The 18721-nt window shown below is 68.3% G+C and carries 20 protein-coding genes and 5 pseudogenes; 13 read left to right on the forward strand and 12 right to left on the reverse strand.

What is annotated here, in order from left to right; genetic code table 11:
• Positions 1-10: 10 nt before the first annotated feature.
• Entirely contained in the window at positions 11-358 is a 348-nt protein-coding gene (locus ACFYY1_RS40540) for a hypothetical protein (protein ID WP_388594892.1), read from the forward strand.
• A 153-nt stretch (positions 359-511) separates the two neighbouring features.
• Here the strand turns inward: ACFYY1_RS40540 and ACFYY1_RS40545 are convergent, their stop codons facing one another.
• Both ACFYY1_RS40545 and ACFYY1_RS40550 read right to left on the reverse strand, forming a co-directional pair.
• Positions 512-1018, reverse strand: coding sequence for a hypothetical protein (locus ACFYY1_RS40545; protein WP_388594893.1), 507 nt, complete (start codon positions 1016-1018; stop codon positions 512-514).
• Between the two features lie 268 nt (positions 1019-1286).
• A complete protein-coding gene (locus ACFYY1_RS40550; RefSeq protein ID WP_388594895.1) occupies positions 1287-1661 on the reverse strand; it encodes a hypothetical protein in 375 nt (124 codons plus the stop codon).
• A 15-nt stretch (positions 1662-1676) separates the two neighbouring features.
• On the opposite strand from ACFYY1_RS40550, the gene ACFYY1_RS40555 reads away from it, so the two are divergent.
• The 4 genes from ACFYY1_RS40555 (at position 1677) to ACFYY1_RS40570 (ending at position 4711) form a co-directional block, all read left to right on the forward strand.
• On the forward strand, positions 1677-2039 hold the full coding sequence (locus tag ACFYY1_RS40555; RefSeq protein WP_388594896.1) for a hypothetical protein: 363 nt from the start codon (positions 1677-1679) through the stop codon (positions 2037-2039).
• Positions 2039-2479: a hypothetical protein gene (locus ACFYY1_RS40560; RefSeq protein WP_388594897.1), complete on the forward strand. Its 441-nt coding sequence runs from the start codon at positions 2039-2041 to the stop codon at positions 2477-2479. Before ACFYY1_RS40555 ends, ACFYY1_RS40560 begins: the two co-directional genes overlap by 1 nt.
• Before the next feature lie 495 nt (positions 2480-2974).
• Positions 2975-3658: a DUF899 family protein gene (locus tag ACFYY1_RS40565; RefSeq protein WP_388594898.1), complete on the forward strand. Its 684-nt coding sequence runs from the start codon at positions 2975-2977 to the stop codon at positions 3656-3658.
• Between the two features lie 291 nt (positions 3659-3949).
• Positions 3950-4711: a hypothetical protein gene (locus ACFYY1_RS40570; RefSeq protein WP_388594900.1), complete on the forward strand. Its 762-nt coding sequence runs from the start codon at positions 3950-3952 to the stop codon at positions 4709-4711.
• Between the two features lie 29 nt (positions 4712-4740).
• Here the strand turns inward: ACFYY1_RS40570 and ACFYY1_RS40575 are convergent.
• From ACFYY1_RS40575 to ACFYY1_RS40585, 3 genes and pseudogenes are all read right to left on the reverse strand, one after another.
• Positions 4741-5073, reverse strand: a pseudogene (locus ACFYY1_RS40575) (transposase family protein); the annotation flags it as partial.
• Position 5074: 1 nt separating this feature from the next.
• Positions 5075-5206, reverse strand: a pseudogene (locus tag ACFYY1_RS40580) (IS3 family transposase); the annotation flags it as partial.
• The gene (locus ACFYY1_RS40585; RefSeq protein WP_388594901.1) at positions 5194-5538 is read right to left on the reverse strand and encodes a hypothetical protein; all 345 of its coding nucleotides are present in this window, start codon (positions 5536-5538) and stop codon (positions 5194-5196) included. The pseudogene ACFYY1_RS40580 and the gene ACFYY1_RS40585, both read right to left, overlap by 13 nt.
• A gap of 85 nt (positions 5539-5623) precedes the next feature.
• On the opposite strand from ACFYY1_RS40585, the gene ACFYY1_RS40590 reads away from it, so the two are divergent.
• The 4 genes and pseudogenes from ACFYY1_RS40590 to ACFYY1_RS40605 form a co-directional block, all read left to right on the forward strand.
• Complete coding sequence (locus tag ACFYY1_RS40590) at positions 5624-6031, forward strand: MerR family DNA-binding protein (protein ID WP_388594903.1); 408 nt, start codon at positions 5624-5626, stop codon at positions 6029-6031.
• Between the two features lie 91 nt (positions 6032-6122).
• Positions 6123-7043 carry a helicase associated domain-containing protein gene (locus ACFYY1_RS40595; protein ID WP_388594904.1) on the forward strand — a complete coding sequence of 307 codons (921 nt, stop codon included), beginning with the start codon at positions 6123-6125 and terminating at the stop codon, positions 7041-7043.
• 129 nt (positions 7044-7172) lie between these two features.
• The gene (locus ACFYY1_RS40600; RefSeq protein ID WP_388594905.1) at positions 7173-7379 is read left to right on the forward strand and encodes a hypothetical protein; all 207 of its coding nucleotides are present in this window, start codon (positions 7173-7175) and stop codon (positions 7377-7379) included.
• A 117-nt stretch (positions 7380-7496) separates the two neighbouring features.
• Positions 7497-8171 (forward strand): annotated as a pseudogene (locus ACFYY1_RS40605) (pentapeptide repeat-containing protein); the annotation flags it as partial.
• Positions 8172-8539: 368 nt separating this feature from the next.
• On the opposite strand, the gene ACFYY1_RS40610 reads toward ACFYY1_RS40605, so the two are convergent.
• From ACFYY1_RS40610 to ACFYY1_RS40625, 4 genes and pseudogenes are all read right to left on the reverse strand, one after another.
• Positions 8540-8824: a hypothetical protein gene (locus tag ACFYY1_RS40610; protein ID WP_388594906.1), complete on the reverse strand. Its 285-nt coding sequence runs from the start codon at positions 8822-8824 to the stop codon at positions 8540-8542.
• Between the two features lie 251 nt (positions 8825-9075).
• Positions 9076-9874: pseudogene (locus ACFYY1_RS40615) on the reverse strand (helix-turn-helix domain-containing protein); the annotation flags it as partial.
• A gap of 83 nt (positions 9875-9957) precedes the next feature.
• Positions 9958-10482 (reverse strand): MOSC domain-containing protein, encoded by a 525-nt coding sequence (locus ACFYY1_RS40620; protein ID WP_388594908.1) that lies wholly within the window; start codon positions 10480-10482, stop codon positions 9958-9960.
• 20 nt (positions 10483-10502) lie between these two features.
• The gene (locus ACFYY1_RS40625; protein WP_388594909.1) at positions 10503-10670 is read right to left on the reverse strand and encodes a hypothetical protein; all 168 of its coding nucleotides are present in this window, start codon (positions 10668-10670) and stop codon (positions 10503-10505) included.
• 732 nt (positions 10671-11402) lie between these two features.
• On the opposite strand from ACFYY1_RS40625, the gene ACFYY1_RS40630 reads away from it, so the two are divergent.
• Entirely contained in the window at positions 11403-11831 is a 429-nt protein-coding gene (locus tag ACFYY1_RS40630; RefSeq protein ID WP_388594911.1) for a hypothetical protein, read from the forward strand.
• A 182-nt stretch (positions 11832-12013) separates the two neighbouring features.
• Positions 12014-14200, forward strand: coding sequence for a tetratricopeptide repeat protein (locus tag ACFYY1_RS40635; RefSeq protein ID WP_388594912.1), 2187 nt, complete (start codon positions 12014-12016; stop codon positions 14198-14200).
• A gap of 353 nt (positions 14201-14553) precedes the next feature.
• On the opposite strand, the pseudogene ACFYY1_RS40640 reads toward ACFYY1_RS40635, so the two are convergent.
• Positions 14554-14994 (reverse strand): annotated as a pseudogene (locus ACFYY1_RS40640) (transcriptional regulator); the annotation flags it as partial.
• A gap of 93 nt (positions 14995-15087) precedes the next feature.
• On the opposite strand from ACFYY1_RS40640, the gene ACFYY1_RS40645 reads away from it, so the two are divergent.
• Positions 15088-15387 carry a hypothetical protein gene (locus ACFYY1_RS40645; RefSeq protein WP_388594913.1) on the forward strand — a complete coding sequence of 100 codons (300 nt, stop codon included), beginning with the start codon at positions 15088-15090 and terminating at the stop codon, positions 15385-15387.
• A 142-nt stretch (positions 15388-15529) separates the two neighbouring features.
• On the opposite strand, the gene ACFYY1_RS40650 is transcribed toward ACFYY1_RS40645, so the two are convergent.
• Positions 15530-16096, reverse strand: a complete 567-nt coding sequence (locus tag ACFYY1_RS40650; protein WP_388594914.1) for a hypothetical protein — start codon at positions 16094-16096, stop codon at positions 15530-15532.
• A 310-nt stretch (positions 16097-16406) separates the two neighbouring features.
• Between ACFYY1_RS40650 and ACFYY1_RS40655 the strand changes: the two genes are divergently transcribed.
• On the forward strand, positions 16407-16907 hold the full coding sequence (locus ACFYY1_RS40655; protein ID WP_388594915.1) for a helicase associated domain-containing protein: 501 nt from the start codon (positions 16407-16409) through the stop codon (positions 16905-16907).
• A gap of 490 nt (positions 16908-17397) precedes the next feature.
• Here ACFYY1_RS40655 and ACFYY1_RS40660 read toward each other — a convergent pair whose 3' ends face one another.
• Complete coding sequence (locus tag ACFYY1_RS40660; protein ID WP_388594917.1) at positions 17398-18225, reverse strand: alpha/beta fold hydrolase; 828 nt, start codon at positions 18223-18225, stop codon at positions 17398-17400.
• Between the last annotated feature and the right edge of the window lie 496 nt (positions 18226-18721).

Raw genomic sequence — 18721 nt, forward strand, 5'->3', positions numbered from 1 at the left:
CGACATCGAGATGGACACGCTCGCCCCCTACCTCCAGACCCGGCAGCAGCGCAGCCGAGCGGCCGGTCCTCGGGAGTCGGACCGGCAGGAGATCGCCGGGATGCTCAGCGACCCTCAGCCCCCGGAATCTGACGCCGAGGGGCAGCGTTCGTACCGGTGTGGTCAGGGCTATGCCGAGGGCGGGCTGATGGCCGAGGTCGATCAGCAGCAGCTGTTCACCGAGGCGTGCCTGCACGGGCTGAGGGCCAGGCTGTGCGACGACATCGACTCGCTGGACGGCTATCTGCTGCCGCGGGTCGCGGTGCTGGCGCGGAAGGTCGCAGAGGTCCTGGAGGAGCCGCAACTGGCCACCGCGTGACGCCGGACAGTGCTGTGTCGCCGGCCGCTTGCTCTACGTCGTTCTGCGCGTCCGAGCGGATGAGGAATCAGTGCAAAGGACGCGGCCCCATCGGTTGGGCTGGACGACGAGCAGCAGTTGCGGCCGTTCTCGGACGAGCTGGTCGAAGCGGCTTCATCCTTCGCTCACATTGGTGGATCCTTCGCCTGCGGGTTCGTAGGCCGCATCGGCAGCGGCGTCCTGGCGTCCGTAGCCGGACAGCAGCAGCGCCATTGCGTCCTTGCGGATGTCGCTGGCGGTGCTCTGGGAGACGTCGAGCCGCTCCATCACCACGGTCAGCGGTACGGCCTCGTGGTCGATCTTGTCGGCCGGCAGGTCCGGCTGCGCGGCCAGCAGCATGCGTGCCACCCGGCGTGCCGAGCGCTGGCGCGGTGTGAGCCGGGCGTAATCGTCAGCAGCCTCGGCGGCCGCTTCGGCACGTGCGGTGTCCGCCCTCAGCCGGGCGGTGGCCAGGTCCGAGCGCGCGGCCGTGAGCGGCACTGGTTCGGCGAGGCAGGCGCGGAGGTGAGCGACATCGGCCCAGGCACGAGCGACGGCAAGGTCTCCCTGGGCCCAGGCGGCAATTCCCTGGCGGGCCGCTTCGCTGGCGGCTCCTGCGTCGTCGCGGGGAAATTCGCCCAAGTGCCGTTGCCCGGCGACGCGCGCTGTGTCACCGGGGTCGGTCGGGGCCGGAACCCGGACCGTATGGGAGCCCGAGTCGGGGACGGGATGCATACCTCGCCCACCGATCCGGTACGGAAAGAATGTCGGGAGAGGCGGTGAGGTCGCCGCAGAGGAAGCCAAGGGCCGGCCTCCCGGTGACGCTTACGACGGTCAGCGTCACGGTTGCCCCGCACGTCGCGGAAGCGCTGCGCGCGGTGCTCCGCCTCGCTGCATAGCTGCGGGCGCGTTACGCGATGCTGTACGGCCGTGGGCGTCCGCCGATCGACACGTTCATAAACGCGGCCTGGTCGAGGGACCGCTGGACGCCCTCGCGGCTGAAGACGGCGAGCTGAAGGGCGAGGCTGTAGACGGCCATGGTGTGGATGCGATCGCGGATCTCCATGGTGTCCACGACGTCCTGCGTCTTCACCTTGCCGCGGGCCAGGCGCCGGGCGGCTTCGGTGACAGCGAACTCGTGCTCGGCCGACGCGAATCGGGCCACCGCGTCGACCTCGCGCACCACGGTCGCCGGGTTGCAGGGTTGGCCGGTGTCGTTGAGGACCTGGCGGGTGTCGTTGTACATCGTGATGAGCACGCCTCCGGCGTACTCCAGCTGGTCCATCTCCAGGTGCGCGAGATGCTCGACGACTCCGGCACGGTCGCGTGCGGCGTAGGCGCGCAGCAGGTCCAGTGCCCGCCACGCGGCCGCAACAAGGCCCACTACCTCGCCACGCTGGGCGGCAACCGGTGGCAGGAGTTCTACCTCCGCGGCAAGAACCACATTGACGTGGCTCTGTCTGCCGACCGCGCGAACGTGGTGACGGCCTTCGCGTACCTCCAGTCGGCGATGTCCCTGGCGGAGACAGCGCGGGAGTCGGGCGTGGCGGACTGGGACTGCCCGGTGGCGGACCTCCTCTGCAAGTGGCAGCAGGTTTACAGCGGCCTCCACCTCCTCCTGGGCAGCAACCTGGCCCCGGACTCGGTCCGCCAGACCGGCTGATGCTCACGCTGGAGGCCACCGAGCACACCCCACGCACGACGGAGCTGTACGAAGTCGTCGGGGGCGGCGCGGACGGCATGGAGCTGCGCCTGGTGGACATCGCGCCCGAGGGGGCCGAGGGAGGCTGGTATGCCGGTCCGCCCGAGCTGTACGGGGCCGACCCGGTCGAGACGCCGTGGATGGAGGCCGGCCCGGACCGGCTCACGATCACCCGCAACGGCGTCATCGTCCACCAGGGCCGTCACGCACTGGCCCGCCCCGACACCGCCGAACCCCGGATCACCACCGCAGCCATCGACGGAGCGATCGGTTGGGCCGTCGTCCAGGAGCGCCAGTACACCCCCGCCGAAATGAACGCCCTGGAACAGAAGATCATTGCCCGGGGCGCAGAACTTGCCTCCCGCCACAGCCAGGAGCAACAGGCCGAGGCGGAAGGGTAAGGCTGATTCCATTCGAAAAGTCTGAAAGGCCCCTCCGAGGCGAATTCGAGGGACCTTTCAGTGTGCGGTATTTGATCGATGCCGCTATTCAGATGGCGGTGATTCTCGCTCCGTCGGCGTCGCGGAGTGCCTCCCGGTGGCGTCGCCGCCGGTTCCGAGGGTCCGCCGCCCGGTGGGGCGAACGACACCGGCGCCCGGGCCAGGTCCTCCCAGAGCCCACGGGCTCGGGCCACCAACGGATCCATCGACACGGCCTCGATCCTGCCAGCCGAAGCAAGCTGCTGAGCTGGGAATCAACGAGAGGCATCGGCGGCTGTGGCACGGCGGCACTCCATCGACGTCGTCGCGAATGCCTTGGTCCACTTGCGGATTAGCACAGAGCCGGACCTCACCTCAACTGTCGGCGGACGTGGACGCTATAGACTCAAAGAACCCCGTTTGGGAGCTCGTGATCCGGACTGGGGACCGGGGGGACGGCCACCCCAGGAGGACGCGATGTTGCGGCATACCAGACTGACCGGTGAATCGGCGGACTACCTCGACGCCCGCGAAGAGCTACGCCTGGCCGAGATCGACCTCATGCGCCACCGAGAGAAGGTCGCGGCCCAACGACGGGCACTCCCTCAGGGGCCACCCGTCGACGACTACGCCTTCATCGAAGGCCCCGCCGACCTCGACGCCGGCGACGCACCGGCCCGCGAAGTTGCTTTGAGTGAGTTGTTCACCACCACGGACCGCCCGCTGATCGTCTACCACTTCATGTACGGCAAGCTGCAGACCGACCCGTGCCCGATGTGCACCCTGTGGATCGACGGCTTCAACGGCATCGCCCACCACATCGCCCGCAACGCCGACTTCGCCATCGCCGCGGCCGCCGACTTGCCCACCCTCCGACAGCACGCCCGCAACCGCGGTTGGCACCGGCTACGGCTCTTGAGTTGCGGCGACAGCACGTTCAAGTACGACCTGGGCAGCGAGGACAAGGACGGCGAACAGGACTCCACCGTCTCCGTCTTCACCCGCGACGGAGACGGCACGGTCCGCCATTTCTACTCCACCCACCCACGCATGGCCGACGACATCGACCAGCGCGGCATCGACCTCCTGGCGCCCGTCTGGCACCTCCTCGACCTGACGCCGCAGGGCCGCGACGACTGGTACGCGAGCCTCGACTACTGACCCCCGACGACTGGCAGTGCTGGCTCGAAGCATGACAGTGGGGCCCTGCCCGTGGCGGCTGGCAACGGAAGATCACCCAGTCAACCCGCGAAACCCCAGCCCACAGAAAACCTTCCTACACAGACCCACCGACCGGCGATAGCTGTCAAGCAGTCAATAATTGCCTGCTGGATTAGCACTTCGGTTGCAGTCCACATACGCGCGCGTGACTATTGCTGTGAAACCAGTCCCGCAGCATGGCTGTGCGGCGTAGATAGTACGCTTCAGCGCACCACATAAGGGAGTGCCACAATGGCCGGTCCAGCTGGCAACAAGGCATTTACGTTGCTTTCTGCAATCGTGGATGGTGATGCGAGTATTCAAGACAGTGTTGCCGAACTGGAGAGGTACGGAATCGAGTCCACAGGCGACCTTCTCTCAACACTGAGCGAGGGCTTTAGAACCGCGCAAAACGCCGGTGCGGAACTGAACTTTGACAACATCCCGGAGGAGACACCACAGGACCTGGTCAAAGCCATTGTACAGAGGGCCCCACAGGTGCCATTCATCCTCAACGGCACGATGTACGACCCCGAAGACATTGTGCGCTTCAACGGCCAGGAGTTGCACTTCGTGGCGTCGTTGACCGGTGACCACATGCTGGCCGTCGACGATCGGCAGCTATACGCGCGCTGGCGTCAGGTCACACGCCTTGAGCAGTACCTGCAAAACCAACGATTCCTCCCCAGGGTCGACGACGCCTCGACATCCAATACATTGCTTGGCCCACCCAACCCGTTGACCGGCTTCTATGAAGACATCAACTTGGAGGGCCATCTGTTCAACGTGAAAAGAAATTGGGGGCGCACAAGACTGGGCGGCGACAATGACGAAATATCGTCATTCATGATGGTTGGAACCCAGGTAACCGAACTCTTCGAGCATGTGGACTACATGGGCCAGACATGGTCGAAGATCCTGCCATACTCGCCAACAGGTGATTACTACCATGAAGAGCGGAATCTCCACCAATATGGGTGGGGGGATCGCGTTAGTTCGCTAGGGACTTGGTAGATCCCCGCCGCTAGGTTACTGAACCTCTTTCATCCTGAATAGTTGCAGGTCAGCAGGGTGTGGACGGCTCGGACGATGCGGCTGATGCGTCGGGTCGAGCAATGCGCTCTGCGCATGATGCGCCAGGACTTGAGCTGTGCGAAGGCCCGTTCGCCCGGGGCTCGGAGTCGGGCGTGGTCTCGGATGAACTGCTGGTAGTGGGCGGGCTGTTCGCTGTGTCGGTAGTACGGGGTGCAGACAATGGCGCCGGCGCCCTGGTAGGCGCGGTCGGCCAGGATGAGGATCTGCCGGGTCAGGCAAACCTGGACGATGCCGTGGGCACGGGCCGCGGTCAGGTCGTGGGTGCGGCCCGGCGTTGCGCGGGGTCTCTCTCTTGAAGGCTGCGTTGAAGCTCTCCGCTGCGGCGTTGTCCGCGCTGGACCCGATCGCGCCCATGCTCTGCCGTATGCCTTCCGACCTGCAGACTTCAGCGAAGACCCGACTCATATATTGGGCGGATGCGCCCTGGCAGCCATCGGCGTGGACCCATCCGCGGAACTCAGCGCATGACACAGCTCGTCCACGCTCGGTGCGCCGTCCACAGTGCCGTCGGCGTGCCGGTAGATCCGGCACGACAGGCTCGGCGCTGCTCCGTCCCGCCCGAACAGGTCGACGCCGTCGAACAGGACGGTGGGCGAGCCGGCCATGCCCCGTCGGACCGCTTCCGTCTCGTCGTGCACCTCGACCAGCTCGACCTCGGCAGCACGCCCGGCCAGCGCACCCTGGACTCGTTCGTACGCGACCGGAGCGTTCGGGCAGCCGGGCACCGCCAGCACCGTGATCCGCATGGTTCCTCGTCCTTCCAGTTCAGCGCTTCTGCCATCGACGGTAGACCTTCCAGTGCACTGGAAGGTCAGGGACTCGTCTGATGGCATGCGCATCGGAGAACTGGCCGGCGTCAGCGGGGCGCCGACCAAGGCCATCCGCTACTACGAACAAGCCGACCTGGTGCCGGAACCGCCCCGCACGCCCGGCGGCTACCGCGACTACCCGGACGAGGCCGCGACCCGCCTCGCGCTAATCCGGGATGCCCAGCACACCGGACTCACCCTCGCCGAGAGCTGCTCCGCTCTCGCCCTGCGCGACAGCGGACAAGCCCCCTGCGATCACGTCGGCAACCTGATCCAGCAGCACCTCGCCGAGATCGACCGGCGCCTGACCGGACTCCGTAAGACCCAGACCGCGCTGCGCGGGCTGGCTCGTCGGGTCGCGAAAGCCCCCTCGTGCGCCGACACCGACATCTACCGCATCATCAGCACACCGAATCACGACCACGAATAGAGGTCGAACGGCCGCCGAGAATGCGACTCACCGAGACCACGCCTCGGCCCAGGGGAAGCAGGCCGGCTTCGTCGCCACCCGCCGCGAGGGCGTGCGCATCCACTACCGGCTCGCCGGCGACGACGTCGCCCAGCTGTTCGCGCTGCTGCGCAAGGTCGCCGAAGCCCACCAGGACGCCGTGCCTCCCGCTCGTGACGCCTACCTCGGCGAGGACACCATAAACGTCCTGGTGGACGGGGACGGGGCGGGGGTGCGGGTGAGTGGGGCGGCGGGCGGGGTGCTGCTGTTCGGCGAGGAACGCGACCCAGCCGTGCCCGCCCGGTTCGTGCGGTTGCGGGTCGTCGATCCGGAGGGCGCCTACTGGCCGCGCGGGGTCGAGGCGGCCGGGCGGTGGCTGCGCGAGACCGGGAACACCGTACTGCGGGTGCCGTACACCGTCGTCACACCGGAGGACTGGGGCGCGGTCGGCGGGTATCCGCTCGGGCAGTGGATCGCCGACCAGCGCCGCGCCTACACGGCCGGAACCCTGGAAGCCGGACGGGTCGCCGAACTGGAGCAGCTCGGGATGGTGTGGTCGGAGCAGGACGCGGCCTGGGCCGACGGGATCGCCGTCACCAAGCAGTACGCCGCAGCCCACGGCCACTTCCTCCCACCGACCACCGCAACGTGGGAGGGGCATCCGATCGGGGTGTGGGCAAAGAACGCGAGGGCGGCGGCACGCAGGGCGCCAGCCGAGACTCCGGCGAGGACCCTTCTCACCCAGCCTTGCATCACTGCTTGTCACGGCCTTACCCACAGGCAAGATCAAATGAGACGGGACATTGGACGACACCGTCCTGAAAGGTCGTCACGCCGCTGTCTCGCACGCGGGACTCCTGCGGCCACGGCGGCCTGGAGGCCGCCCAGGGCGTGCGCGACGTCGAGTAGCCGGGACATCCGTGACCGGCTGATGCCGGGGCCCACCTCTCTTGGAACTCCCGCACTGCTGACCACGTATTTCCTCACTCAGTGATTCGACGAGAGCCCGTACATGGCGTACGACCCCTTTCACCACAGGGGGAACTGACCGCGACCAAACGTGTGTCCTGCCTGGCCGAGAACCGGAACCGGAACTGGTACATGACAGCGGAGGAGCCACGCCATGAGCACACCCCCGCCGCCCTGGACGTACTGCGCACGCGGCGCGGACCCCACCGCCGATCCCATCGACTGCCGCGGCATCCGCGTGCCCGGCCGCACCGCATGCCTTGCCCACCTGTCCGACACGGACCGTGCCACCTACCTGGCTTCGCTGTCCCCCGGCGCCGACATCGACCACCGCGGTACCCTTTCACCCAGGACCTGCTAGACCAGCTCTTCGGCGCGCTCCGCGACCCCACCACCGGAAAACCCCATATGGACACTGTCCAGTTGAGCCAGGCGCAGTTCTCCGGCAACACCAGGTTCGGCGAGGCGCACCATCTTCCCGCCCACACCCACCGGCTGGAACCGCCACGGAATACGACTGACATGGTGGACCCGCCGACGCATCCTCGCCGAGGAACACCACTGGCGCGCACAGACCGCCGGCCAGCCCGCACCACCCCCAGACCACACCCCCTCGCCCCGCCAGTGGCGCCCCGGCCCGTACCACCCCGACCCCGCCCGAACCCCCGACCCCGAAGACGTCGCCGCCCTCTACCGCCAGCTCCGCAAAGCCTTCGAGGACGGCAAGAACGAACCCGGCGCCGCCGACTTCTACTACGGCGAATGCGAGATGCGCCGCCACGACCGCACCGACACCCCGAAGGGCGAACGCCGCCTGCTGTGGGCCTACTGGCTGCTGTCCGGCTACGGCCTGCGCGCCTCCCGCGCCTTCACCTGGCTACTCGCCGCCATGTCGCTGACCGTGCTGCTCCTCATGGGAGTGGGCCTGCCCACCCATGACCCCGACCCCGCCCTGCACGACACATGGTCAAAGCGCATGGCCTGGGCCCGCGCGGAGAAAGCCACCCGTGTCGCCGTCAACTCGGTGGTCTTCCGCTCCTCCGGGTAGAACCTCACCACCGTCGGCACCTACATCGAGATGGTCTCCCGCCTCCTCGAACCCGCCCTCCTCGCCCTCGGCGTCCTCGCCATCCGCGGACGCATCAAACAATGATTGGCTCGGTGGATGACGAGGAGCAGCGTTTCTCAGGCAGTTCGGGAGGCACGTACGCACTCCAGTGGGCCCGAATGTCGATGAGTCCGGACGGCACCTGCCGGGGCCGGTGCGACCGGCTGCCGTCTGTGCGGCGGCGCACTGAAGCGAGCCGAAGTCAAAGATGTTGGCTACGGGGTCAGGTGTCCGGGCGGGCCGGATCCGTTGCCAGCGTGGATGTCTCCGTGGGCGCCGCCTCCCGTACTTGTCGATACCGGGATGGAGATGCCGAAGTTGTCTGCCAAATCCAAGTCGTACCGGGCGCCGCAGCCGGGCTCGTGTCCGTGCATACGGGGTCGTCCTCTGGCCAGCAGTCAGGCACGGGATCCTCACCGCATCCGGGTCACGGTGAGGGTGCCGTGCTGGCCGGACCCTGCCAGCACCTCCACGACCATGTCCGGCTCCACCCGTGTGTACGGCTCGCCCTCCGCCAGCCGCTCCCCCACCACCACGGCCGCGCCGCTCAAGGCCTCACCGACACGAGCCGCGAGAACAGGCTCCAGGCGTGCGGACACTCTGGCCGGCCCGCCCTCGTCCCCCACCGCCAGGACCAGATGGTGCGGCCTGAGCCGGGGTCCGGTGAACCCCAGCACCAGGGCGTCGACCGTGTCCACGTGCCGAACCTTCACCCACCGGCGCTGACCCGCAGCCTCTGTGGCCAGCCTCTGACCACGCCCAGCGCGAACTGGCCAGCACCCTACGCACCAACACGGACTCCCTCACCGCCCATGCCGGAGAGTCCCTATGGACGCCCACCGCCCACCCCGTGCTCTACCGCGCGGGAGCAAGCCTCCTCAACGCACACCTGCACAGCGCTTCCTCGACGTACTGGGAACACATGGTCGCCGAAGGTGAGCGGCTGCTGGGCAACGAACACCCCAGTGAAGCACAACTCGACCTTGTTCCTCTTCGCCCAGCGGCGGATGTCCTGGCCGGTGTGGGCGGAGAGGTTGGTTGACGCCCCACAGCCGATCGTCGCCGACGGAGTAGCACCCGTGGAAGTAGGTGACGCCGTGGGTGCGGTGGTAGGTCGCCGGCAGGCGATCGGGCTTGCCCTGCTTCGCCCGGCAGGAACCTGCCGTGGGGCGGATTCCGAGGGGCCCGAACTCGTCGAAGGCGAAGACGCGGTCCGGGAAGTGCTTCAGGACGTGCTCGATGCGGTCGAGCTCGGCGTCGCGTTCCGGGTCGGGGGACTCCTTCCAGGTCTTGGTGCGCTGGAAGGTGATGCCGCGGCGCCGGAGCAGGCACCGTAACGCCTCGCGGCCGATCCGGATGACGCGTCCGTGGACTTTCCGCAAGTAGGCGGCGAGTTTGCGGACCGGCCAGCGGGTGAAGGGCTGGCCGAGCCTGGTGGGGCGGGTGGTGGCCGTCTGGATGACGAAGTCCTCGTCGTCAGGGGTGAGCAGGCGGGGACGGCCTCCCGCCCATCGAGGGTCCAGACAGGCCAGGACGATCTCGTTGAACCGGTGGATCACGTCCCGCACGGTGTCCTCGTCGGCCTGCACCAGCCGGGCGATCACCGGCACCCGGTTCCCGCCCGCCGACGCCGGCAGCATCATCGCACGCCGGTAGCGAACCGAACTCGTGCTGCCCCGGCGCACGACCTGCTGCAACTTCTGCCCCTCCCGGTCGGTCATTCTGCGCACCCGCACAGGCTCGGCCACAACACCTCCAACGGTCGGAACGGACGTTGCCGCCCATCCAACCGCTCCAACCGACACCCCGGCGAACCTTCCCGGTCAGAGCACTAGACGCGCTCCAGCGCGCGGTGCGGACGGGCTGGGAGTTCCACCACTACGGGGTCATCGGGCCGGATGGTCCCGGTCTGACGGACCACGGCCATGACGCCGCATTTGAAGGTGAACTCGTCAGAGAGCGGGTCCAGGGCGAACATCTCGCCCAGAAGACCTGTCTGGAAGTCGTTGATCTTCGAGCACGGGTTGCGCAGTCCGGTCACCTCGACCGCCGCGTCGGCTCCAAGCCGCAGCAGGGACCCGGTGGGCAGGCCGAGAAGGTCCACCCCGCGGGTGGTGATGTTCTCGCCCAGCTGGCCAGCGGAAACCTCGAAGCCCTTGAGCGCAAGTTCCTCGAAGAGCTCTTCGTGCATCAGGTGGACCTGGCGCAGGTTGGGCAGGTCAGGCTCGTAGGTCATGCGGAACTGGTGGCGGATCGTCTCGCCCGCATGGACATCCCCCTCCACACCGAGGCCGGCGAGCAGGGTGATGGAGGCGTGGTTGGGTTTGCTGAACGAGTACAAGGCGTTGCGGCTCACCGCGGTGATTCGGCCTGCAGTCACGACCCCTCCAGGGCGGTCTGGGCGAGGACCCTCTCGCGCAGGGCGGCGAGGCCGGCCTGGAAGGCGGCCAGGACCTTCAGGGCGTGGCCTTCATGCACGGTCAGCTCCACCGCGACCTCACCGCCATTGCTGATCAGCAGCCGCGCTGTTCCCACACTGTCCATTTCCAGCATCTCTCCTTGCCTCTACGGACGATCCCGCACGCAGCCTCAGACCCTACGCACCCACACGACCCGATCACCACAGACGCACGACCACCTGAAGCCGCCTCACTGGACGGATATCTGCCGCTGCGGATCGCGGCAAGCTGAAGGACGCCGAGGTCCTGGAAGAGTCTCAGCTGACCACGCTGTGACGCCGGACGGCGCAGCGTTTCTGGAAGATGCGTTCCGAAGGGGCAGTTCCTCGTCCGCACGGCCGCCGGTTCCGAGGGTCCGCCGCGGGGACGGCGGCGCAGCCGGGCGTGTGCCGAGTACGCCCCGGGCACGCAGTTCATCGAGGTCGGACAGGCGCTCTCCGGGGAGAGTGTCGAGCAGGTCGGCCTGGGCGGCGCGGATGCTGGGCGCGGGGGCCTGGGGCCGGAGCCAAGGGCACGGCGGACGGTCACGCCGGTCATCGTACGGGCAGCGCCTCACCGACCTGCTGGCCGCCGGGCTCCCGTGCAACGGGGTGCCGGCGTGGATGCCGGGATCGTGGTCCAGGGGCAGCGTGGCCCTGGCCTGCGGTGGTCGGGCTTGTGGTTGGCCTGCGCCGGCCCGTGGTCGCGCGAGTTTCGTGCTTGGTTGGGGGGAAGGTGTGCTGGGCCGTTACGGTTTCAGTAGAGCTGACGGTGCGTCGGCTTCTCGGCTCTTCAGTCTTGAACTGCTCTGTCCATGTGGTCTGTTGCGGGAAGGTCGGTGAGCTTGGTGGCTTCGGCGGGGGTGGCGCGGGTGTGGGTGTGGGTGACGGCGGTGGTGGCGTTCCTGGGGACGGTGGGGTTGGTGTTGGTGGCGGTCCTGGCTGATCTGGATACGGCTGGTCAGGCTGCGAGCGTGGTGGGCTCGGTGGTGACGCTGGTGGCGTTGCTGGTGTCGGTGGTCGCGCTGTTCCGTGGTGGTGGATCCGCAGGTGGGCGTCGTGTGCGTGGTGGTCGTGGTGCGGTGGTGGCCGGTGGTGACATCACGGGCTCCGCTCTCGGGAAGGACTCGAAGGTGACCGGTCCCCGCACCCCGTCGAGGAGGGGTTCCTCGCGGCGGGACGGGGATGATGTGCGGGCCGGGCGGGACGGGGTGGCGGCTGGTGGCGACATCACCGACAGTGCCCTGGGTGAGGGAAGCGAGCGGTGAGCCTGTTCCCTTGGGCCCGTCGCGGAGGCAAGCCCGGCAGCTCTGGAGACGGTGCGACTCCCCCAGCAACAGGAGCGGCGCGCCGGGTGTCTGCCGGGGCGGGTTCGGTTGCGGCGGGCGGGGCGATCATCGGTTCTGCGCTGGGTGACCACAGCCGGGTCACGTATGTGGATAAGCAGTACGTGGTGCAGAACGAAGTGCCGGTGGGGTGGCCGGTGGTGGTGGGGACGGTGCCGGTGCTGGCGTCCGCGTTCCAGCCGCGGGAGGTGCTGCGTCAGGCGGTCGACGAGGCCCGCGGGCACGGCCGGAGCGTCGTGCTGGCGAGTGATACCCCGCACGGTGAGCCGTCGCAATCCGGTACGCGTGCGTCTGTGCAGGTGATGTCGGGCGGTGGCGGGGTGGGCAAGTCGCAGCTGGCCGCCGCCTACGCCCGTGAAGCGGTCGAAGGCGGCGCCGATCTGGTGGTGTGGACGTCGGCGACCGATGTCCAGCAGGTTCTGAGCGTCTATGCGCAGGCCGCTGCGCTCGTGCAGGCGCCCGGCCGTACCGGTGGGGACCTGGAAACGGACGCGCGGGCCTTCGTCAGCTGGCTGGCGGCCACCGACCGGCGGTGGCTGGTCGTCCTGGACGACATCACCGATCCGGAGACGATCGTGCCCTGGTGGCCGGACAGCCAGCGCGGCACCGGCTGGACCCTTGCCACCACCCGCCTCAAGGACCCGCGCCTGACCGGAGGCGGCCGGGCCCGCATCGACGTCGACGTCTACACCCCGGCCGAGGCAACCGGCTACCTCACCGCCCGCCTCGCCCACGACCACAAAGCCCACCTGGCCGACCACCGGGCCCCGGCCCTCGCCGAGGCACTCGGGCACCTGCCGCTGGCGCTGGGACACGCTGCCGCGTACATGCTTCGCGAGAACACCCCCTGCAGCGCCTACCTGGAACGGTTCACCGACCGCGCGGCCCGTCTGGACGAGCTTTTGCCGCACTGGGCGGACACCGAACGCTACGGACGGCAGGTCACCACTACCCTGCTCCTCGCCCTCGACGCCACCGACCAGGACCCCCACGGACCCCTGGCCCGCACCACCCTCCGCATCACCGCCTACCTCGACCCCGCCGGACAACCCGCCGCCCTATGGACCACCAACGCCTTCCTCGCCTACCTCACCCAACAGCAGCGCGCCGCCGTCCCGGCCTGGCGGAACCTCGGCCTGCGCCGACGGCGCAGAAGCGCGGCACGGGCCGTCACGGGTGACGAGGCAGCCGCAGCGCTGCGGCTCCTCGACCGGTACGGACTGATCACGTACGACTCCACCGACAACCTCCGCGCGGTGCGTATCCACGCGCTCACCGCCCGGGCCGTACGCGAAACCATCCCTCAGGACCAGCAGCCGGCGACCGCCGTAACCGCCGCCGACGCCCTCGTCGAGATCTGGCCAGACCCCGACCACACCCAGCGCGAACTGGCCAGCACACTACGCACCAACACGGACTCCCTCACCACCCATGCCGAAGGCGCCCTGTTCCAGCCAGACACGCACCCGGTGTTGTATCGAACCGGACAAAGCCTTGGCGAAGCCGGCCAGGCCATCGCCGCCCGCGACCACTACCAGCGCTTGGCCACCAACCGCCACCGCCTGGGCCCGGACCACCCCGACACCCTCACCGCGCGGCACGAGTTCGCCTGGTGGCAGGGGGAAGCGGGGGACGCAGCCGGCGCCGTGATGGCCTTCAAACAGCTTCTGGCCGACCGAAGGCGGGTGCTGGGCGATGACCACCACGACACCCTCACCACCCAGATCGGTCTGATCCGCTTCCGGGGGGAGTCGGGGGACGCGACCGGCGCTGTGACGGCCTTCGAACAACTGGTGGACAACTGGCAACACGAGCTGGACGATGCCCGCCGCGACGCTAACCGCCCCGCGTACGTTGACGATTGCGGCGGAGCGTGGGGCCTCACCGCCCTGCGGATTGAGCAGAAGATCGAGCAAGGGTGGCGCGACCGGGTGCGGGTACTGCACGACGACTCCCGAATCCTCACCACCCGGCATGAGCTTGCCCAGTGGCAGGGAGAAGCAGGGGACGCGGCCGGCGCCGCCAGCGCGCTCGCGGAACTGCTCACCGACCGGCAGCGGGTACTGGGCGAAGACCACCACGACACCCTCACCACCCGGAACAACCTCGCCACCATGCGGGGACGGACGGGGGATGCGGCGGGGGCCGCGCAGGCCCTCGCCGACCTACTGGATCACACGGTGCGGGTGCTGGGCGAAGACCACCCCCGCGCGCGGATGGTTCGACACAACCTCGACCACTGGCGGAGGGAAGCGGAGGGGACGCCGGACGTACGTAACGACCGTTCGTGAGACACCAAGAACGCCTCAATGATCCGCAAGCCGCGACTGTCACGCAGGCCGTGTACGCGCCTACGTAACGCTCACCCTCTTCTGCGGCTGCCCGCAGGGCCAAGCCCTCCGGCCGGATGAGCCCGCACGGCGTGCCTCGGGGGCAACAGCCGCCCCAAGGCACGCCATGACTGTCCGAAAAGACCTCGGCGAGGTCCAGTGGCGACGGGCCGTCACGGCGCAGCCTCGGCGGGCATCTGACGGACCTGAAGTCTCATATGCGCCCCTCTGGGGCGCGAACGCGAGTTGCCCCGGGCCTTCTCTTGGTAGACCCGGGGCAGCTGACAGCGCTCAGGAGGCCGTACAAGGCGGTTCTAGGCGGCGAACCCGGTGTTGGGGACGTACTCGTACTGCCCCCACTGCGACCCCAGGTCGACAATGACGTCCTCCCAGGCATCGTCCAGGCCCTGGTGATCGCCGGCTGCCCAGGCTTCGACGATGCGGTCCCAGCGTCGGACGTTCATCGTGCGGTACTCCACCAGCCGCTGAAGCGAGCGCGGCACCTGAGACTGGTTCAGCGGGTGGATCTCCACCCGCGTCCCGCCAGCGGCGTTCAGACGCCGCAGGAGATACCGGGCGACGTTCTGGCGACGCACCTGACGGTAGGCGGCGTCGATGCGCTCCAGGTTGGCCTTCGACAGCCGGCGCCGCTCCTCCAGCCACGCCTTCAACGTCTGGTCGGTCACTGTCAGCCCGGCGTCCCTGGCCGCCCTACGGCTGTGGTCCGTCCTCGTCAGGTAGTGCAAGCGGGCCACGGCGTTCGCGCTGTCCTCAACCGCCGCGGCGCGGGCCGCACCTCAACACAATCACTACGTTCGTGATGACCGACATCACTCGGGAGGGAGTTCATGGTCAAGCCGACTAGGCCCAAGGACATCGAGCACGCCCGGGGCCTCGTCAGCGGGGAGACCACCGACCTTCCCCACCCGATCACGCGGATTCTCAAGCGGCAGGCCCCCTACAACCCGCGCTGGAGCTACCACAACAACCCCGACATCACGGAATTCTTCGACCAGGCCTTCGAAGTCTGTGACGCGACCATCCCGTACGTCGAAGACAACCTCGACGAAGCCGGCGGCGCCTTCCTGCCCGGCCTGGTCTGGTGCGACTGGACCTCGCGCCTCATCAGGGAAATCCCTGCCCCGTAGGTGACCAACCAGCCCGGCCGGCGCCGCCTAGCGGCGGAAAGGCAGCCGCCCGGTGGTGTCTACCCGTGGATGGCATCGATGGGTTGGCGGTGTCAGCCGGCCTCTCGAACCGTGGTGGTTCGAGAGGCCGGCTGGGGTGGAGTCAGGCGGTGGTGATGCGCCAGTCGGCGACGTTGCCGGTGCGGTTGTAGTAGGCGTTGGTGCACACGTCGTACTTGCCGCCGGTGGGGCCGTGACCGTTGGTCTCCAGGAAGCCGCCGTTGCCACCGTAGGTGTTCCAGAGGTGGACGGTGTCGCCGATGTGGACGACGGTGTCCTGCGGGGTGGAGGTCTGGGCGAAGATGCGCCACTCGGCGGTGCCGGTGCCGCGGTCGGCGTTCTTGGCGGTCAGGACGTCGTACTTGCCGCCGGCCTTCTTCTGGGCCTCTGTGGCGTGCCCGTTGGTGTCCAGGTAGCTGCCGACCGAGTACAGGTTCCGCAGGGTGATCAGATCCCCGCTGGCCACCGGTGTGCCGGTTGCCTTGCCCTGCGCGGAGCCGATCTCCCACGTCCCTGTCCCGGCACCACGGTTCGGGCTGTCTGCGGTGGAGACCCCGTAGACGGCCCCGTTCGCGGAACTCGCTCCGTTCGTGTCGAGGTAACCGCCACCCCCGGTGCCGTATCCGTTCTGCAGGTGGACCCGGTCGCCGTACTTCAGTGCTTCAGCCATGAAAGAGTCCTTCAATCCTGAGGAGGTGAGTATGCGGAGCCGCCCGCGAGGCAAGCGGCCCGACCGATCATCCGCACCCCGCACCCCCGGGCGGTGGGCTTCTCGTACCGGGCCACCCGATCGAGTGGCACACCACGGAGCCCATGACCGAAAACAGGCACTGACCAGGCTGAAAGAGCACACACGGCACGGCGGATGCTGGACGCGCGGCCGACCGTCCCGTCCCCTCGGCGACCGGGGCCATGGCCAAGGCGCGTCGGGATGAGCTGGACGCGATCGATCCGGGGTGGTGCCCGGTGCGGGACACCAGGTGGCAGCGCTGCTACGACTGGTCCAGCACCACGTCCAGGCCGGTGCCACGCTTCCCACAGCCGACGGCGACATCGTCGTCCAGGGTGAGGACATCGGGCGCTGGGTCACGGCGCAGCGGATCGGGTGGGAGCAGCTCCTGCCCGTACAGCAGTGGCTGCCGGAGAACACCCTTGGGCTCCGGGCGGCCGGGGATGGTGTGCGGCTGGTGAGGCGGACGCAGGACACCATGTGGGCCCTCAACCTCGCGGCAGCACGGCAGTTCCACGCCTGTGAAGGACACCTGAGAGTCCCGCGCAAGCACGTCGAGCACCCTCTGGAGACGGAAGACGCACTGTCAGGCCGTCAGGGCGGCGCCGACGGGCCTGTGGTGGTCAAGCTCGGCACGTGGCTGGACAACGCCCGCAAACGCGCCGCGAAACTCCCCGAACAACGCCGGGCAGACCTCGAACAGGCCTCTCTTGTCCTGTCCCAGGTAACCGTGGGCCTGGTGGTGCTCTGACCTGCGGTGTTTACGGTTGAGTGGGACGAACGGGCTCCCCCTGTCCCAGGTAACCGTAGGCAGCCGCCCCTGGGGGTGTGCATCGCGAAAGTCCACCGACCGGCCTGGCGTTCCTGGTGGGGTGAGCCTGGCGGGATCCCACTGGGCCCGGCGCGCCGGTGCGCTGACCTGTGCCGGCTCACCTGCATAAACACCCGACGCCACGAAAAGTGGGTGCAACAGATACCGGAGGAGAACCCGTGGGGCATGACGCAACAGGTGCCGCAGGAAATTCTGGCTCCGGGACATCGGCGGGCCCAGGGCACGGTCGCTATGCCGACGCCGACCGCCCCCCCCTGAGGCCGCGGGGGTGCCTCCGGCACCACATGCTGGAACAACCGCCGGCGGGCTACCGACCTCAAGCAGGATGCCTGCGGTCAGGAACCCGCCGAGAACCGGCAGGGCGGCGAGGCAGACCCCTCATCCGACCTGCCGGTGGCCTGCGGCGGAGTCAGCTCTTGAGGAACTCCAGAAGGTCCTGGTTGAACTTGTCCTTGTCGCCCGGCACCAGGGCGATACCGTGGGAGCCGCCCTCGTAGACCTTGAGGGTGGCGTTCGGGATGATCTTCGCGGACTTACGGCCGGTCGCGTCGATCGGGACGACCTGGTCATCGTCGCCGTGCACGATCAGCGTCGGCACGTCGAACTTCTTCAGGTCCTCGTGGAAGTCCGTGGACGCGAAGGCGTCGACGCAGTCGACCCCGCCCTCGATGGTCTGGGCCATGGCCATGTACCAGAAGGCGTCCTTGTTGCCCTGGGTGACCTTGTTGCCGTCCCGGTTGGCGTTGAAGAAGCCGACGGCGGTGTCCTTCCAGAACTGCGAGCGCTCCGTCAGGATGCCCTTCTTGATGTCGTCGAAGACGCTCTGCGGCACGCCCTCGGGGTTGTCCGGCGTTTGCAGCATCAGCGGCGGCACTGCGGAGAGCAGGACGGCGGACTTGACGCGGTCGGTTCCGTGGCGGCCGATGTACCGGGCCAGTTCGCCACCACCCATCGAGTGGGCGACCAGGGTCACGTCGCGCAGGTCGAGCTGGGTGATCAGGTCATGCAGGTCGTCCGCGAACGTGTCAAAGTCGTACCCGTCATACACCGGCGTTGACCGCCCGTGACCACGCCGGTCATGCGCGATCCCCCGGAAGCCTGCGTCCGCCACGGCCTTGAGCTGGTCCTGCCAGGCGTCACCGTTTAGCGGCCAACCGTGGATGAAGACCACCGGCCGTCCGCGGCCCCAGTCCTTGTAGAAGATCTCGATACCGTCACGTGTGGTGCAGATGGGCATGGCGTGCGTCCTCCTCCTGGTCTGCGACAGCCCGGCCACGGCGTGGCAGGGCACACGATCTCGCGCGATCACCGCCAACTGCCGTGGTGCGTGCGGCGACGTGCGACGCCTTTCGCTCGGCCCCCACAGATCATTCTTCACAGGCCCGGAGTGCCTGCATTTCGACCCACGCGGGAGATCCCGGTATGCGGCCGGGAAGCGGAGGACACGAAGCCGGTCGGCCACGCGGAGAGTTTCCCCCCGTGTGCCCTGGGCCCTCGAAGGGGACGGGAGGTGGCCGATGGTCCACCTGGAATGGGTCGCAGTCGCCGCACGGAGTTCGTGCGCTTCCTGATCTGCGGGGCCTGCTGCGAGAGCGGCCTCCCGGATCCGGATACTGGGCGGCCCCGGGCGGTCTCGGCCCGGGGGGGGTGCCCCTATGTCTTTGGTCAAGCTGGTCGGGTGTGAGTTCGGGGCGTCTGGAACGATGTGTCCGTGCATGCTGATGATCAGGTTG

This window comes from Streptomyces sp. NPDC001890, assembly GCF_042891445.1.
GTDB lineage: Bacteria > Actinomycetota > Actinomycetes > Streptomycetales > Streptomycetaceae > Streptomyces.

What these genes read in the sequence shown, in the direction of transcription:
- ACFYY1_RS40540 (WP_388594892.1), top strand. Translation starts at nt 11, where the DNA reads ATGGACACGCTCGCCCCCTACCTCCAGACCCGGCAGCAGCGCAGCCGA.
- ACFYY1_RS40550 (WP_388594895.1), bottom strand. Translation starts at nt 1,661, where the DNA reads ATGGACCAGCTGGAGTACGCCGGAGGCGTGCTCATCACGATGTACAAC.
- ACFYY1_RS40555 (WP_388594896.1), top strand. Translation starts at nt 1,677, where the DNA reads ATGCTCGACGACTCCGGCACGGTCGCGTGCGGCGTAGGCGCGCAGCAG.
- ACFYY1_RS40560 (WP_388594897.1), top strand. Translation starts at nt 2,039, where the DNA reads ATGCTCACGCTGGAGGCCACCGAGCACACCCCACGCACGACGGAGCTG.
- ACFYY1_RS40565 (WP_388594898.1), top strand. Translation starts at nt 2,975, where the DNA reads ATGTTGCGGCATACCAGACTGACCGGTGAATCGGCGGACTACCTCGAC.
- ACFYY1_RS40570 (WP_388594900.1), top strand. Translation starts at nt 3,950, where the DNA reads ATGGCCGGTCCAGCTGGCAACAAGGCATTTACGTTGCTTTCTGCAATC.
- ACFYY1_RS40585 (WP_388594901.1), bottom strand. Translation starts at nt 5,538, where the DNA reads ATGCGGATCACGGTGCTGGCGGTGCCCGGCTGCCCGAACGCTCCGGTC.
- ACFYY1_RS40590 (WP_388594903.1), top strand. Translation starts at nt 5,624, where the DNA reads ATGCGCATCGGAGAACTGGCCGGCGTCAGCGGGGCGCCGACCAAGGCC.
- ACFYY1_RS40600 (WP_388594905.1), top strand. Translation starts at nt 7,173, where the DNA reads ATGAGCACACCCCCGCCGCCCTGGACGTACTGCGCACGCGGCGCGGAC.
- ACFYY1_RS40625 (WP_388594909.1), bottom strand. Translation starts at nt 10,670, where the DNA reads ATGGACAGTGTGGGAACAGCGCGGCTGCTGATCAGCAATGGCGGTGAG.
- ACFYY1_RS40645 (WP_388594913.1), top strand. Translation starts at nt 15,088, where the DNA reads ATGGTCAAGCCGACTAGGCCCAAGGACATCGAGCACGCCCGGGGCCTC.
- ACFYY1_RS40650 (WP_388594914.1), bottom strand. Translation starts at nt 16,096, where the DNA reads ATGGCTGAAGCACTGAAGTACGGCGACCGGGTCCACCTGCAGAACGGA.
- ACFYY1_RS40660 (WP_388594917.1), bottom strand. Translation starts at nt 18,225, where the DNA reads ATGCCCATCTGCACCACACGTGACGGTATCGAGATCTTCTACAAGGAC.